This is a genomic window from Vibrio sp. 10N.247.311.12, assembly GCF_041467515.1.
GTDB lineage: Bacteria > Pseudomonadota > Gammaproteobacteria > Enterobacterales > Vibrionaceae > Vibrio > Vibrio crassostreae_C.
The window spans coordinates 60248-75399 of sequence record NZ_JBFSUV010000013.1; the positions used below are offsets into that span (position 1 = coordinate 60248).

Below are 15152 nucleotides of genomic sequence, written 5' to 3' on the forward strand. Positions count from 1 at the left end.
CAGATATAAAAAACGCCCGCTAGATAGCGGGCGTTTTGATTCTCAATTAACTAATTAATCAATTAGATAATCAGAATTAGAAGTCGTAACGTAGACCTAGAGCGATTTCGTCTTCAGCTTGAGCAGAGGTTGCGTTGCCGTTTGCCACTAGGTTTGTTGTACCGATCTTGTCGCCTTCAGAGATTAGGTTGAAGTTGTACGAGATGTAAGTACGGAAGTTAGGCTTGAAGTAGTAAGTTGCATCGATTGCAACGTTATCTGCAGAAGTTTCACCGTCAGTTTCTGCATTGTTGTACGTTAGCGTGAATGCAGTTTGATCTAGTGTGTAAGCCGTTGCAAATTCGTAACCTGTGTAATCTACAGATCTGTTGTTGTATTCAGCGCCAGTTGCTGTCGTCGCTTGTTTTTCACCATCAGTGAATACACCTGCGAAGTAGAAATCGCTCATGCGGTAAGATGCAGAAAGCATGTACTCGTTAGATTGATCTTGGTCTGCGTAACCAGCACCTAGTTTAACGCCAGAATCACCGATTGCGTAGATAGCAGATAGAGAGTAGCCATCTTTGCCGTTGTCGTTGATTTCACCGTTTACTTTACCGCCATCACTGTCAGCGAAGCGGTAGCTTGCTTTAACGCCTAGATCTTGGAATTGACCTTTGTACGAAAGCATGTTGTCTGAACGGTCAGCAACTGCGATTTTGTCTGCCGCTGAGTTACCGTGGTAAGACATGATATCGGTAAAGTCAGTGATAACGCCTAGCGCACCGTCGTTTTTACCGTATGTAACTTCACCGAATGTACCGCCAATACCAGCGTATGTGTAACGGTTTGTGATGCTGTCGCTGTTGCTGTCTGTAGCACCACCGTTTTCAGCAGTTGTGAATTCGCCTTCGTAGAAACCAACGCCGTATAGGCCGTCTTGGATTTCAACTTTACCTAGGAAGTTAAGACGTACACGTGTTTTGTCTTCAGCTTTGCCATCTTTCATCGATAGACGAGCTTCCGCACGACCACCGATCTCTAGAGAAGTGCCGTTTGAGCTGTATACAGAAGTGCCGGCAATATCACCAGCTTGTTTACCGTCGGCTGCCACTGCGTTAGTAGCAAGAGCTGCAGCAGATACAGCAAGCGCGATCATAGTCTTGTTCATGTTATTATTTCCTAATTACTGTCCATAGAAGTTTTATTAAGGATTTGAACCCTTTTGTGTATTGCCTGTATTAATCAGGCTTCATAATCATGATTAGAACAGAAGTCTGAAAATGCCAGTGCAATCCATGGGTTACTTTTTACCTCTAAAGTTCCATGGTCAGTTAGTAAAATGATATAAAACTAAAAAATGAACACTGTTTTATTATATTCTTTTTTGTTTAAGTAGTTGTTTTTGAGTGTGTTTTATAAAAGTGTGATCTGTGTTTATTTTGTTTGTTTTTTGTTTTTTTAGGTATTTAACTCTCCACTTATTGATGGGGAGGTTATTATTCATTTTTGTGATGTCTGTAATTTAGACCTAGATAAAGCTTTTATAACGCAAAGTGGAATAAAGGTGATTTAGCCATAAAGTTTGTTTACACTAAGCCAAATCGTTTTGTTTCTATCACCCAATAAATACGTTGGGTGTATTTATGTTGGCCAAAGAAAGCTTTGGCATAGAGGTAAAAAATGGAAAAGGTTCCAATGACAGTACGTGGCGCTCAGCAGCTACGTGACGAATTAGATCGCCTACTTAAGCTACGCCCTGTTATCTCAGCAGCTATTGGTGAAGCACGTGAACTAGGTGACCTGAAAGAGAATGCTGAATACCACGCCGCTCGTGAAGAGCAGGGTATTTGTGAAGCTCAGATCCGTGATATTGAATATAAGCTATCACTGGCTCAGATCATCGATGTAACGCAAATGGATAATACGGGCAAGATTATCTTTGGTACGACAGTGACACTGATTGATGTGGATACCGATGATGAGTTCCGCTACCAAATCGTTTCAGAAGACGAAGCAGACATCAAAACGGGTCGCATTTCTGTGAAATCGCCAATTGCTCGCGGTCTTATCGGTAAAATGGAAGGCGACGAAGTCATGATCTCTACCCCTGGTGGTGACAAAGACTTCGAAATCGACAAAGTAGAATATATCTAATTGAATTTTCTTTGTTTCTGATAAGTAAAAAGGTCGCTAAATGCGACCTTTTTCGTTTCTCACGCTACACTAAAAGATAAGCGCTGTGGCTTCCTATTAGTGAAGTTAGCTTATATCAAACTCGCTTATTTACGTGGAATCTCGATTTTACGTGCTTCTGACTGGCGGAACAGTACTAGAACTTTACCGATAGTCTGTACTTTCTCAGCTTTAGTTTCACGTACAATTGCATCGATAATCAGTTGCTTAGTCTCACGGTCTTCTGATGCAACTTTAATCTTGATCAGTTCGTGGTGGTCTAGAGCTAATTCGATTTCCGCTAGAACAGCTTCAGTAAGTCCATTTGCGCCCATTAGCACAACAGGTTTTAAACTGTGAGCTAGGCCCTTTAGATGCTGCTTTTGTTTGGTACTTAGGTTCATTACGCGGCCAATTTTCTTTACTATTAGGGTTGAAAAAACCTATTTTAACGCCATCTAAAGCTGAAGACTATAATTTATTCAGCAATTAGTACTTTCCTCCAATTTAGGTATCCAATGAGCAAACAGAAACACTCGGCCAGTTCAGGCCGTTGGTTGAAGGAACACTTCGACGACAAGTACGCAAATGAAGCAAGAAAGAAAGGCTATCGTTCACGTGCTTATTTCAAAATGGAAGAGATTCAAACGAAAGATAAATTGCTGTCTCCTGGGATGACCATTGTGGATTTGGGTGCAGCACCTGGCGGTTGGTCTCAATATGCTGCTAAGATTGTTGGAGACAACGGACAAATCATTGCGTGTGACTTGTTACCAATGGATCCGATTGCTGGTGTTAGCTTTTTACAAGGCGATTTCCGCGAAGAAGCTGTGCTAGATGCCTTGTTGGAACGTATACAACCAAACATGGTTGATGTCGTGATGTCAGATATGGCACCTAATATAGCAGGCAACAACTCTGTGGATCAGCCAAGAGCTATGTATTTAGTTGAATTAGCTTTGGATATGTGTCGACAAGTTCTAGCTACCAATGGTAGTTTTGTTGTAAAAGTATTCCAAGGCGAAGGGTTTGACCAATACGTTAAGGACGTCCGCGAGATGTTTAAAACAGTAAAAGTTAGAAAACCCGACTCTTCTCGAGCTCGATCTCGTGAAGTGTTTATCGTAGCCACTGGTTACAAAGGTTAACGATTCTCTTCCAAGAGTGAGAGTTAACAACATGGCTACAGGTTACAAACTGTAGTACCCTACCTTTAATTACAATTAGTTATCGAGAGGCTTACACCTTGAGTGACATGGCAAAAAATTTAATTCTGTGGCTTGTTATCGCGGTAGTGTTGATGTCGGTATTCCAGAGCTTCGGCCCTGGGGAAAGTAACGGCAGAGCAGTAGATTACACCACGTTTGTACAGGAAGTTGGCCAAGGCCAGATTCAAGACGCACAGTTCAATAACAGCGAAATCACTTTCACACGTCGTGGTGGTGGTTCTAAGTATGTAACTTACATGCCTGTTTATGATCAAAAGCTACTTGATGACTTAATTAATCAAAACGTAAAAGTTCAGGGTACACCACCTGAAGAGCAGAGCCTGCTTGGCACTATCTTCATCTCATGGTTCCCAATGATCTTACTGATTGGTGTATGGATTTTCTTCATGCGTCAAATGCAAGGCGGCGGCGGCGGTAAAGGCGCGATGTCTTTCGGTAAGAGTAAAGCTCGAATGATGAGCGAAGAACAAATCAAAACCATGTTTGCTGATGTTGCTGGTTGTGACGAAGCAAAAGAAGACGTGAAAGAGCTTGTGGACTACCTTCGTGACCCAAGCCGCTTCCAAAAGCTAGGTGGTAAGATCCCGACAGGTATCCTGTTGGTTGGTCCTCCTGGTACGGGTAAAACATTGCTTGCAAAAGCGATTGCCGGTGAAGCGAAAGTACCGTTCTTTACTATCTCTGGTTCTGACTTCGTTGAAATGTTTGTTGGTGTTGGTGCATCTCGTGTGCGTGACATGTTCGAACAAGCGAAGAAAGCGGCACCTTGTATCATCTTTATCGATGAAATTGATGCTGTAGGTCGTCAACGTGGCGCTGGTGTTGGTGGTGGTCACGATGAACGTGAACAAACACTGAACCAAATGTTGGTTGAGATGGATGGTTTCGAAGGTAACGAAGGTATTATCGTTATCGCTGCGACTAACCGTCCAGACGTACTAGACCCTGCATTACTTCGTCCTGGTCGTTTTGACCGTCAAGTTGTGGTTGGTCTACCGGATGTACGTGGTCGTGAACAGATTCTTAAAGTACACATGCGTAAAGTGCCACTATCAGGTGATGTTGAACCGTCGCTGATCGCTCGTGGTACTCCAGGCTTCTCTGGTGCAGATCTTGCGAACCTTGTGAACGAAGCGGCGCTATTTGCTGCTCGTGGTAACAAGCGCAATGTATCTATGGTTGAGTTTGAACTTGCGAAAGACAAAATTATGATGGGTGCAGAGCGCCGTTCAATGGTTATGTCTGAAGAAGTGAAAGAGTCAACGGCTTACCACGAAGCGGGTCACGCAATTGTTGGTCGTTTGGTACCTGAACACGATCCAGTGTACAAGGTGTCAATCATTCCACGTGGTCGTGCGCTTGGTGTAACCATGTACTTGCCAGAGCAAGATCGTGTGAGCATGTCTCGCCAACATCTAGAGTCTATGATTTCTAGCCTGTACGGTGGTCGTCTTGCTGAAGAACTTATTTACGGTAAAGACAAAGTGTCAACTGGTGCGTCTAACGATATCGAACGTGCAACTGATATTGCTCGTAAGATGGTTACGCAGTGGGGCTTCTCTGAGAAATTGGGTCCTCTTCTTTACGCAGAAGAAGAAGGTGAAGTTTTCCTAGGTCGCGGCATGAGCCAAGCTAAGCACGTTTCTGATGACACGACTAAGCTTATCGATGAAGAGATTCGTATCCTTATCGACCGTAACTACGATAGAGCTAAGAAGATTCTTGAAGATAACATGGATATCATGCATTCGATGAAAGACGCTCTAATGAAGTTCGAAACGATCGATGCAGGTCAAATTGATGACTTGATGGAGCGTAAGCAAGAGATTCGTGATCCAGCTGGTTGGGGTGATCAGGTAAAAGCTGAACCTACAAAGGAAGAAGCAAAACCTGAAGCTAAGGCAGAAGAAGCTAAAGCGGAACCAAAAGCTGAAGAGTCGAAAGTTGAAGAAGTTAAATCTGAAACAGATGATGCTCAAAACAAAGATTCTTAATCGCTAAGTTATAAATTAAAACCCTGAGTACGCTCAGGGTTTTTCTGTTTCTAGCCCTAGATGTTTTTACCTTTAAGACCCACCTTCCATGATATTAAAAGCACATAATAAAACGCTCGTTTTAGACCGCCCACATGTGATGGGTATCCTCAATGTTACGCCTGACTCTTTCTCTGATGGCGGAAAATTCAATTCATTAGATAATGCTTTACTGCAAGCAGAGCGAATGATTCAAGCTGGTGTTAGCATTATTGACATTGGTGGTGAATCAACTCGCCCGGGAGCGCCTGACGTTCCTTTAGAAGAAGAGCTCGCTCGCGTTATTCCTGCCATTAAAGCAATTCGCGCTAAGTTTGATGTGTGGATCTCCATTGATACCAGTAAAGCTGAAGTGATGCGCCAAGCCGTTGAAGCGGGGGCTGATTTGATCAATGATGTGCGCGCACTGCAAGAGCCCGGAGCTTTAGAAGCGGCCGCCGATGCTAATGTGCCCGTTTGCCTGATGCACATGAAAGGTCAGCCAAGAACCATGCAAGCTAACCCTAATTACGATGATGTCCTAATGGATGTTGAAGCGTTCTTAAAAGAAAGGGTGGAGGCTTGTGAGGCTGTTGGTATATCAAAAGATCAGCTGATTCTGGATCCTGGTTTTGGTTTTGGTAAAACCATTGAGCATAATTACCACCTATTAGCGCACCTTGAAAAGTTTCACAGGCTTGGGTTGCCAGTCTTAGCGGGGATGTCGAGAAAGTCGATGATCTTTAAGCTACTAGACAAAGCTCCAGCAGATTGCATGGTTGCTAGCGTCACTTGCGCTACCATTGCTGCAATCAAAGGCGCACAAATTATTCGCGTTCATGATGTTGAAGATACATTGGAAGCGATGAAGATAATCGAAGTGATGAATAACAATCACTAATCATAATTAAGGAAAATCAATATGTCTGATAAGAGACGTTACTTCGGCACAGATGGTGTACGTGGCAAAGTAGGCCAGTACCCGATTACACCTGATTTTGTTCTGAAGCTTGGCTGGGCTGCGGGTCGTGTTCTTGCGAAGCAAGGCACAAAGAAAGTCATCATTGGTAAAGATACTCGTATCTCTGGTTACATGCTTGAGTCAGCGCTAGAAGCTGGCCTTGCTGCTGCTGGTCTTCAGGCTACGTTTACTGGCCCAATGCCAACACCTGCTGTGGCTTACCTAACTCAAACCTTCCGCGCTGAAGCAGGGATCGTTATCTCTGCATCACACAACCCATACTACGATAACGGTATCAAGTTCTTCTCTTCTGAGGGAACAAAACTGCCGGACGATATCGAGTTGGCAATTGAAGCAGAGTTGGATAAAGACATCGAATGTGTTGATTCTTCAGAGCTAGGTAAAGCAGTACGTTTGAACGATGCGGCTGGCCGTTACATCGAGTTCTGTAAAAGTACGTTCCCACATAAAATGACATTAGCTGGCATGAAGATCGTTATCGATTGTGCACATGGTGCGACTTACCACATTGCGCCTGCTGTATTTAAAGAACTGGGTGCTGAGGTCGTTGCGATTGGTGTTGAGCCAAACGGTACTAACATCAACCACGAAGTCGGTGCGACGGATGTACGTGCTCTGCAAGCAAAAGTGCTTGAAGAAAAAGCGGCATTAGGTCTTGGCTTTGATGGTGATGGTGACCGTATCATCATGGTTGACGAGCTAGGCAATAAAGTTGATGGCGACCAAATCGCTTACATTATTGCTCGTGATGCACTGCGTCGCGGTGAGTTGAAAGGCGGCGTTGTTGGTACACTAATGACCAACCTGGGTATGGAAAACGGCCTTAAGCAGTTAGGTATTCCGTTTGTACGTGCTGCTGTTGGTGACCGTTACGTAATGGAACAGCTTCTTGCTAAAGGCTGGAAGATCGGCGCTGAAAACTCGGGGCACGTTATCCTACTAGATAAAGTGACGACGGGTGATGCTATCGTTGCTGCTCTGCAAGTGTTGGCTTCAGTTGTTGATAGTGAAATGACGCTGAATGAGCTGTCTCAGGGCATGACGTTATACCCTCAAGTTCTAGAAAACGTTCGTTTCAGCGGAGATTCAAACCCATTGGAAGCTGAAGCGGTAAAAGCAGCGGTTGTTGAAGTAGAAGCTGAGCTTGGCGAGAAAGGTCGTGTGCTATTACGCAAGTCTGGTACCGAGCCACTACTGCGTGTCATGGTTGAAGGCGAAGATGCAGAGCTTGTTCAAGCATCAGCGCTTAAGATTGCAGATGCAGTAAAAGCAAACTGCTAATTTAACCTTTTACTTAGCTGGCGCAGCGAATAGCGCCTGTGATTAGAAGTGGTTGACTTATATCACGGTCAAAAGATATAACGGTCAAAAGAGACGTAAATGAGTTTTGTGTCGCTTTTGACCTTTTTTTGACCATTCACTTGGTAAAGGCTTATTTTTTAGCAAATTCTCCTTGTCAGCCATCGTCGCATTCGCTAGTATTGCTCGGCCTTCAGTTAGGAGGTCGCTAGCCTTGTTCTTAAAAATAGTTTTTTGAACGGCGCTGGCTCAACAATTAGGAACATAGGTGGAAAAATGTTTACAGTTCTACTTGTGATTTACCTGTTGGCAGCGCTTGGTGTAATTGGCCTAGTGTTGATTCAACAAGGTAAAGGCGCAGATATGGGAGCCTCTTTCGGTGCTGGCGCTTCAAACACTGTGTTTGGTGCTGGTGGCTCAGGAAATTTCCTTACCCGAATGACTGCAATTTTTGCAACTACATTTTTTATCCTTAGCTTAGTGCTTGGTAATATGTCTACACATAAAACTGAGTCACAATGGATTGACCCGACCCAAGGTCAGGTGATTCAACAAGCTGATGATGCAGTGAGTGAAGTTCCGGCGCAAGGCGACGAAATTCCACAATAATCTGTAAAGATTTGATGCCGAGATGGTGAAATTGGTAGACACGCTAGCATGAGGTGCTAGTGCCTTAGGGTGTGAGGGTTCGAGTCCCTCTCTCGGCACCATGTTTACAAACTTGTAAAACATCTTGTTGGGCGTATAATGCTCGCAAGTCGGACGCGGGATGGAGCAGTTTGGTAGCTCGTCGGGCTCATAACCCGAAGGTCGTCGGTTCAAATCCGGCTCCCGCAACCAATTTCAATGCTATTATATAGCTTGTATTGGTAGCAAGTTTGCACAGTGTGAACCTCACTGTGAGTTAGGTGCGATATCGAATGTGATGGCACTTAACATATAAGGGTCCAGCAACAAAAACCCCGGCTTATACGGGGTTTTTTGTTATCTAAGCATTTGTAAATGTATTTAGATAATGTTTGCTTGGAATTTAAATTGGGCTTTGAGCCCTTTTTTTGTTTCTGGAGTGGTTAAATGACTGGTTTAGAAAGACAACTTACTGAAATGCTTGACGCTCCAGTAGCAGCATCAGGTTATGAGTTAGTTGGATTAGAATTTATTCGTGCTGGTGAGCACTCAACGCTACGTATTTACATCGATTCACCAAACGGTATCAATGTAGATGATTGCGCTGAAGTTAGCCACCAAGTAAGTGCCGTAATGGACGTTGAAGATCCAATTTCAGTGGCTTATAACCTTGAAGTGTCTTCACCAGGTTTAGAGAGACCACTGTTCAAAGCAGAGCATTACCAACAATTTATTGGTCACGAGGTAAGCATCGTTTTGAAAATGGCTGTCGGCAACCGTCGTAAATGGAAAGGTGATATCCAATCTATCGAAGGCGAGACAGTGAAAGTATTGGTTGAAGGACAAGAAGAAGAATTCGTCCTGAGCAATATTGCGAAAGCTAACCTGATCCCTAAATTTTAGTTCTCCTAGAGAGAAGAGCTTAAGAGGCTAGATTAATGAACAAAGAAATTTTGGCGGTAGTAGAAGCTGTTTCAAATGAGAAAGCAGTTCCTCGTGAGCGTATTTTTGAAGCGCTTGAAATCGCGCTTGCAACGGCAACAAAAAAGAAAAGCGAACTAGAAATTGAAGTTCGTGTTGAAATTGACCGTAAAACGGGTGATTTCGAAACTTTCCGTCGTTGGGAAGCTGTTGAGGAAGTTGAATTCCCAACAAAAGAAATCTCTATTGAAGCTGCAAAGTACGATGACCCAGAGATCGAACTTGGCGGTTTCATTGAAGATGATATCGAATCAGTAACGTTTGACCGTATTACGACTCAAACGGCTAAGCAAGTTATCGTACAGAAAGTACGTGAAGCTGAACGCGCTCAAATCGTTGAGCAGTTCATCGATAACGAAGGCGAGCTAGTAACTGGCGCAGTTAAGAAAGTTAACCGTGACACTATTATTCTAGACCTAGGTAACAACGCTGAAGCGGTAATCCTTCGTGATGACCAACTTCCTCGTGAAAACTTCCGTCCAGGTGACCGTGTTCGTGGTCTTCTTTACGCAGTTAAACCAGAAGCTCGTGGTTTCCAGCTTTTCGTTACTCGTTCGAAGCCAGAAATGCTAGCTGAACTATTCCGTGTTGAAGTGCCTGAGATTGGTGAAGAGCTAATTGAACTTAAAGGTGCTGCACGTGACGCTGGTTCTCGTGCTAAAATCGCTGTGAAAACAAACGACAAACGTATTGACCCAGTTGGTGCGTGTGTTGGTATGCGTGGCGCACGTGTACAAGCTGTTTCTAACGATCTTGGTGGTGAGCGTATTGATATCGTTCTTTGGGATGATAACCCGGCTCAATTCGTAATCAACGCAATGGCTCCTGCTGATGTTGCTTCAATCATCGTTGATGAAGACGCACACTCTATGGATATCGCTGTTGAAGCGGATAACCTAGCACAAGCGATTGGCCGTAGCGGTCAAAACGTACGTCTAGCGTCTCAACTTACTGGTTGGGAACTGAACGTAATGACTGTTGCTGATCTTGAGAAGAAGCACCAAGAAGAAGCAGTTGCTTCTATTGAAAACTTCATGAAGCACCTAGACATTGAAGAAGACTTTGCTCAAATGCTTGTTGAAGAAGGCTTCTCTACGCTTGAAGAAGTAGCATACGTTCCTGTGAACGAGCTTCTTGAAGTAGACGGTCTAGACGAAGGTATCGTTGAAGAACTACGTAACCGCGCAAAAGACGCACTGACTACTCTAGCGCTAGCGAAAGAAGAAACTTTCGACGGTGTTGAGCCTGCTGAAGACTTACTTGCACTTGAAGGTCTTGAGCGTGAAATGGCTTACAAGCTAGCAGCAAAAGGCGTTGCGACACTGGAAGACCTAGCTGACCAAGGCGTTGATGAACTAGAAGGCATCGAAGACCTAACTGCAGAGCGTGCAGGCGAGCTAATTATGGCTGCGCGTAACATCTGTTGGTTCGGCGACGAAGAATAATTCAGCAAGGAGAGAAAGCGGTATGACACAATTAACAGTTAAAGCACTGAGTGAAGAGATTGGTACGCCAGTTGACCGCTTAATTGAACAACTTGCTGATGCAGGCATGAAGAAAGCAGGGTCGGATCAAGTGACTGATTCAGAGAAGCAAACATTGCTAACGCACCTTAAAAAGGAGCACGGCGATACTTCAGGCGAAACAGAACCGACTCGTTTAACTCTTCAACGCAAGACCCGCAGCACGCTAAGTGTTGCCGCTGGAGGCGGTAAGAGTAAGGATGTTCAAGTAGAGGTACGTAAAAAGCGTACTTACGTGAAGCGCAGCACTATTGAAGATGAAGCGAAACGTGAAGCTGAGGAAGTAGCTAATCGTGAAGCGGAAGAGAAAGCACAACGCGATGCTGAAGAGCAAGCGAAACGTGATGCTGCAGAGAAAGCACAGCGCGAAGCCGAAGAAAAAGTAACACGTGAAGCGGATGCAAAACGTGAAGCTGAAGAGAAGGCTCAACGCGCACAAGCTGAAAAGGCTAAAAAAGACATGAATTCAAAAAATGCAGACGCTAACGCACAAGCGAAAAAAGAAGCGGATGAACTTAAAGCTCGTCAAGAGCTAGAAGCAACTCGTAAAGCAGAAGCTGAAGCAGCTAAGCTTGTTGAAGAAGCTCGTAAGTTAGCAGAAGAGAACCAAGAACGTTGGTCTGAAGAAGAGAAGAAGAAGAAAGAGCAAGAGAAATCTGCGGATTACCATGTGACTACTTCTACTTACGCTCGTGAAGCTGAAGATGCGGCAGATAAGAAAGATGAGAAAGCACCTCGTCGTCGCAAGAAGAAAGCAGCTCCTGCTAACCAACCTGCAAACAACCGTGGTGGTCGTAACCAACGTGGTCGTGGCGGTAAAGGTAAGCTTGCTAAACCAACTTCAATGCAGCAAGGCTTCGATAAGTCAGCAACTGTTGCTAAATCTGACGTTGCTATCGGCGAAACTATCGTTGTTTCTGAACTGGCTAGCAAAATGTCAGTTAAAGCAACTGAAGTTATCAAAGTAATGATGAAGATGGGCGCTATGGCGACTATCAACCAAGTGATCGACCAAGAAACAGCACAACTTGTTGCTGAAGAAATGGGTCACAAGGTAATCCTACGTAAAGAAAACGAACTTGAAGAAGCAGTACTAGCTGACCGTGATAGCGATGCTATCGCTGAAGGTCGTGCTCCTGTTGTTACTATCATGGGTCACGTTGACCACGGTAAAACTTCAACACTTGACTACATTCGTAAAGCACACGTTGCTTCTGGGGAAGCTGGCGGTATCACGCAGCACATTGGTGCTTACCACGTAGATACTGACAACGGCATGATCACTTTCCTTGATACTCCTGGACACGCGGCGTTTACCGCTATGCGTGCTCGTGGTGCTCAAGCGACAGATATCGTTGTACTTGTAGTTGCAGCAGACGATGGCGTAATGCCACAAACAATCGAAGCAATCCAGCACGCGAAAGCGGCAGGCGTTCCTCTGATTGTTGCTGTGAACAAGATCGATAAAGAGGGTGCAAACCCAGACAACGTTAAGAATGAGCTAGCTCAATACGACGTTATCCCTGAAGAATGGGGTGGTGAGAACATCTTCGTTCACATCTCTGCTAAACAGGGTACAAACATCGATGGTCTTCTAGAAGCTATCCTTCTTCAGTCTGAAGTTCTTGAACTTACAGCGGTTAAAGAAGGCATGGCGTCTGGTGTTGTTGTTGAATCTCGTCTTGATAAAGGTCGTGGTCCAGTTGCAACAGTACTAGTACAGTCTGGTACTCTAAACAAAGGCGATATCGTTCTTTGTGGTCAAGAGTACGGCCGTGTTCGTGCAATGCGTGATGAAAACGGTAAAGACATCGAAACTGCAGGTCCATCTATTCCTGTAGAAATTCTAGGTCTTTCTGGTGTTCCTTCGTCAGGCGATGAAGCGACTGTTGTACGTGATGAGCGTAAAGCACGTGAAGTTGCGAACTACCGTCAAGGTAAATTCCGAGATGTTAAACTAGCTCGCCAACAAAAAGCGAAACTAGAGAACATGTTCGCGAACATGACGGCTGGCGAAGTTGCTGAGCTTAACGTGGTACTTAAAGCTGACGTTCAAGGTTCTGTAGAAGCGATTGCTGACTCTCTACTGAAACTGTCAACTGACGAAGTGAAAGTGAACATCGTAGGTTCTGGTGTTGGTGGTATTACTGAAACTGATGCAACGCTTGCTGCAGCTTCTAACGCTATCATCCTTGGTTTCAACGTTCGTGCTGACGCAACTGCGCGTAACACGGTTCAGAACGAAAACCTAGATCTACGTTACTACTCAATCATTTACCAACTAATTGACGAAGTTAAACAGGCGATGGGCGGTATGCTTGCTCCTGAATTCCGTCAAGAGATCATTGGTCTTGCACAAGTTCGTGACGTATTTAAGTCGCCTAAACTTGGTGCAATCGCTGGTTGTATCGTGACTGAAGGTACGATTAAGCGTAGCAACCCAATCCGCGTACTTCGTGAAAACGTTGTTATCTACGAAGGTGAACTAGAGTCACTTCGTCGCTTTAAAGATGACGTACAAGAAGTTAAGAACGGTTACGAGTGTGGTGTCGGCGTTAAGAACTACAACGACGTTCGCGTTGGTGACCAGATCGAAGTATTCGAAATCGTTGAGGTTAAACGTACTCTAGACTAATCAGTCTGTACGACTCGACATATTGACTAAGGTTACTAACATTACTAGTAAAGGTAATAAGTAATCGGTTGTTGAATACACCATGGGGGGCTGGTAATTACCAAGCCCCCCATCTTTCTAAGTGAGAAAAGAAAATGTCAAAAGAATTTAGCCGCACACAACGTGTGTCTCAGCAGCTTCAAAAAGAGCTTGCTCTTATCCTACAACGTGAAGTTCGTGACTCACGTATTGGTATGGTAACTATCTCAGACGTAGAAGTGTCTCGTGACCTTGCTTACGCAAAAGTGTTCGTGACTTTCCTGTGTGTTGGTGAGCAAACTCCTGAATCATGCCTTAAAGCTCTTAAAGAGCATGAAGTGCCAGTTCGTATGGCTCTTGGTAAGCGTATTCGCCACCGTCTAACGCCTGAAGTTCGTTTTACTTACGACAACACACTAGTAGAAGGCATGCGTATGTCTAACCTAGTAAGTGAAGTTCTGAACGATGATAAGCGTAAGCAAGAAGAAGCTGGCCGCACTGACGAAGCTCAGTCTAAGGGCGAAGAGTAATGGCTCGCCGTCGTAAAGGTCGCCCTATCAACGGGGTAATTCTATTAGATAAGCCGACTGGCATTTCGTCTAATGATGCACTGCAAAAAGTAAAGCGTATTTACTTTGCAGAGAAGGCAGGGCACACCGGTGCTCTGGATCCTCTTGCGACTGGCATGCTGCCAATTTGTCTTGGTGAAGCAACGAAGTTCTCTCAGTTTCTTCTAGATTCTGATAAGCGCTACGTTGTTATCGCTAAGCTTGGTGAGCGTACCAATACCTCTGACTCTGATGGTGAAGTGGTAGAGACACGTGATGTTAACGTGACTCAAGAACAGCTTGAACGTTGCATTGCGAGCTTCAAGGGTGAAACCGATCAGATACCATCAATGTTTTCGGCATTGAAGTATCAAGGTAAGCCTTTGTACGAATACGCACGTGCAGGTATCGAGGTTCCTCGTGAGTCTCGTAAGATCACTGTGTACTCTATTGAACTGCTTCGCTTTGAAGGTGATGAAGTTGAAATGGAAGTGCATTGTTCGAAAGGCACATACATCCGCACAATTACCGACGACCTTGGTGAAATGCTAGGTTGTGGTGCTCACGTGACCATGCTTCGTCGTACAGGTGTCGCAAAGTACCCATACGAGCGTATGGTGACTTTGGAGCAGTTAAACGAGATCCTAGAGCAAGCACAGGCGCAAGAAATTGCACCGAAAGAGCTGCTTGATCCACTGCTGATGCCAATGGACACTGCCGTTGAAGACTTACCAGAAGTAAACCTGAACGCGGAACTGACTGACCTAGTTCAGCACGGTATGCCAGTTCAGGTTGCTGGTGCGCCAACTGAAGGCACGGTTCGTATGACAAGTGGCGAAGAGAAGCTGTTTGTCGGCGTAGCTCAGATTGCTGAAGATGGCCGAGTTGCACCGAAGCGTTTGGTTGTTTTCAGAGATGAAGAGCCACAAGCGTAGCGCTTACATCGGATCTTAGCGCTGAGTCGTGAAAAGCGAGCAAATAAGATAGAAAGCGAACGCCTAATTTAGGTGGTTCGCTTTTTTCGTTTTTAATGGGTTCGATTGTTATTGCACCAACTGACAAACTTCCCTATAATCCTCGGCTCGCGTAGCGGCTGAATCAGAGATTGGCTGCTACAAATATAAACTTACTCTTATCAGGAGAG

13 protein-coding genes and 2 tRNA genes are annotated in these 15152 nt (G+C 44.7%); 13 read left to right on the forward strand and 2 right to left on the reverse strand.

The genetic code is table 11. The features are described from left to right. Positions 1-76 precede the first annotated feature (76 nt). A complete protein-coding gene (locus AB6E30_RS07905; RefSeq protein ID WP_102393174.1) occupies positions 77-1150 on the reverse strand; it encodes a porin in 1074 nt (357 codons plus the stop codon). Between the two features lie 512 nt (positions 1151-1662). On the opposite strand from AB6E30_RS07905, the gene greA reads away from it, so the two are divergent. Beyond that, on the forward strand, positions 1663-2136 hold the full coding sequence (greA, locus tag AB6E30_RS07910) for a transcription elongation factor GreA (protein ID WP_017059397.1): 474 nt from the start codon (positions 1663-1665) through the stop codon (positions 2134-2136). A gap of 125 nt (positions 2137-2261) precedes the next feature. Here greA and yhbY read toward each other — a convergent pair whose 3' ends face one another. Continuing rightward, entirely contained in the window at positions 2262-2558 is a 297-nt protein-coding gene (gene yhbY / locus AB6E30_RS07915) for a ribosome assembly RNA-binding protein YhbY (protein WP_004738252.1), read from the reverse strand. A 114-nt stretch (positions 2559-2672) separates the two neighbouring features. On the opposite strand from yhbY, the gene rlmE reads away from it, so the two are divergent. The 12 genes from rlmE (at position 2673) to truB (ending at position 14943) form a co-directional block, all read left to right on the forward strand. Then, positions 2673-3302: a 23S rRNA (uridine(2552)-2'-O)-methyltransferase RlmE gene (rlmE, locus tag AB6E30_RS07920; protein WP_017059396.1), complete on the forward strand. Its 630-nt coding sequence runs from the start codon at positions 2673-2675 to the stop codon at positions 3300-3302. A gap of 107 nt (positions 3303-3409) precedes the next feature. Next, on the forward strand, positions 3410-5377 hold the full coding sequence (gene ftsH, locus AB6E30_RS07925) for an ATP-dependent zinc metalloprotease FtsH (RefSeq protein WP_017068905.1): 1968 nt from the start codon (positions 3410-3412) through the stop codon (positions 5375-5377). Between the two features lie 88 nt (positions 5378-5465). Continuing rightward, positions 5466-6296 (forward strand): dihydropteroate synthase, encoded by an 831-nt coding sequence (gene folP / locus AB6E30_RS07930; RefSeq protein ID WP_102319906.1) that lies wholly within the window; start codon positions 5466-5468, stop codon positions 6294-6296. Between the two features lie 21 nt (positions 6297-6317). Beyond that, the gene (gene glmM, locus AB6E30_RS07935) at positions 6318-7658 is read left to right on the forward strand and encodes a phosphoglucosamine mutase (protein WP_017059393.1); all 1341 of its coding nucleotides are present in this window, start codon (positions 6318-6320) and stop codon (positions 7656-7658) included. Between the two features lie 294 nt (positions 7659-7952). Further along, entirely contained in the window at positions 7953-8285 is a 333-nt protein-coding gene (secG, locus tag AB6E30_RS07940) for a preprotein translocase subunit SecG (protein ID WP_017059392.1), read from the forward strand. 16 nt (positions 8286-8301) lie between these two features. Then, a tRNA-Leu gene (locus tag AB6E30_RS07945) sits at positions 8302-8386 on the forward strand. Between the two features lie 53 nt (positions 8387-8439). Further along, positions 8440-8516 (forward strand) — tRNA-Met (locus tag AB6E30_RS07950). Positions 8517-8750: 234 nt separating this feature from the next. Then, positions 8751-9206, forward strand: coding sequence for a ribosome maturation factor RimP (gene rimP / locus AB6E30_RS07955; RefSeq protein ID WP_004738265.1), 456 nt, complete (start codon positions 8751-8753; stop codon positions 9204-9206). A 35-nt stretch (positions 9207-9241) separates the two neighbouring features. After that, a complete protein-coding gene (gene nusA, locus AB6E30_RS07960) occupies positions 9242-10729 on the forward strand; it encodes a transcription termination factor NusA (protein ID WP_017059230.1) in 1488 nt (495 codons plus the stop codon). Positions 10730-10751: 22 nt separating this feature from the next. Beyond that, a complete protein-coding gene (gene infB, locus AB6E30_RS07965; protein WP_017059231.1) occupies positions 10752-13442 on the forward strand; it encodes a translation initiation factor IF-2 in 2691 nt (896 codons plus the stop codon). 134 nt (positions 13443-13576) lie between these two features. Further along, positions 13577-13990 carry a 30S ribosome-binding factor RbfA gene (gene rbfA, locus AB6E30_RS07970; protein WP_017059232.1) on the forward strand — a complete coding sequence of 138 codons (414 nt, stop codon included), beginning with the start codon at positions 13577-13579 and terminating at the stop codon, positions 13988-13990. Next, positions 13990-14943: a tRNA pseudouridine(55) synthase TruB gene (truB, locus tag AB6E30_RS07975; protein ID WP_017059233.1), complete on the forward strand. Its 954-nt coding sequence runs from the start codon at positions 13990-13992 to the stop codon at positions 14941-14943. Before rbfA ends, truB begins: the two co-directional genes overlap by 1 nt. Positions 14944-15152 lie beyond the last annotated feature (209 nt).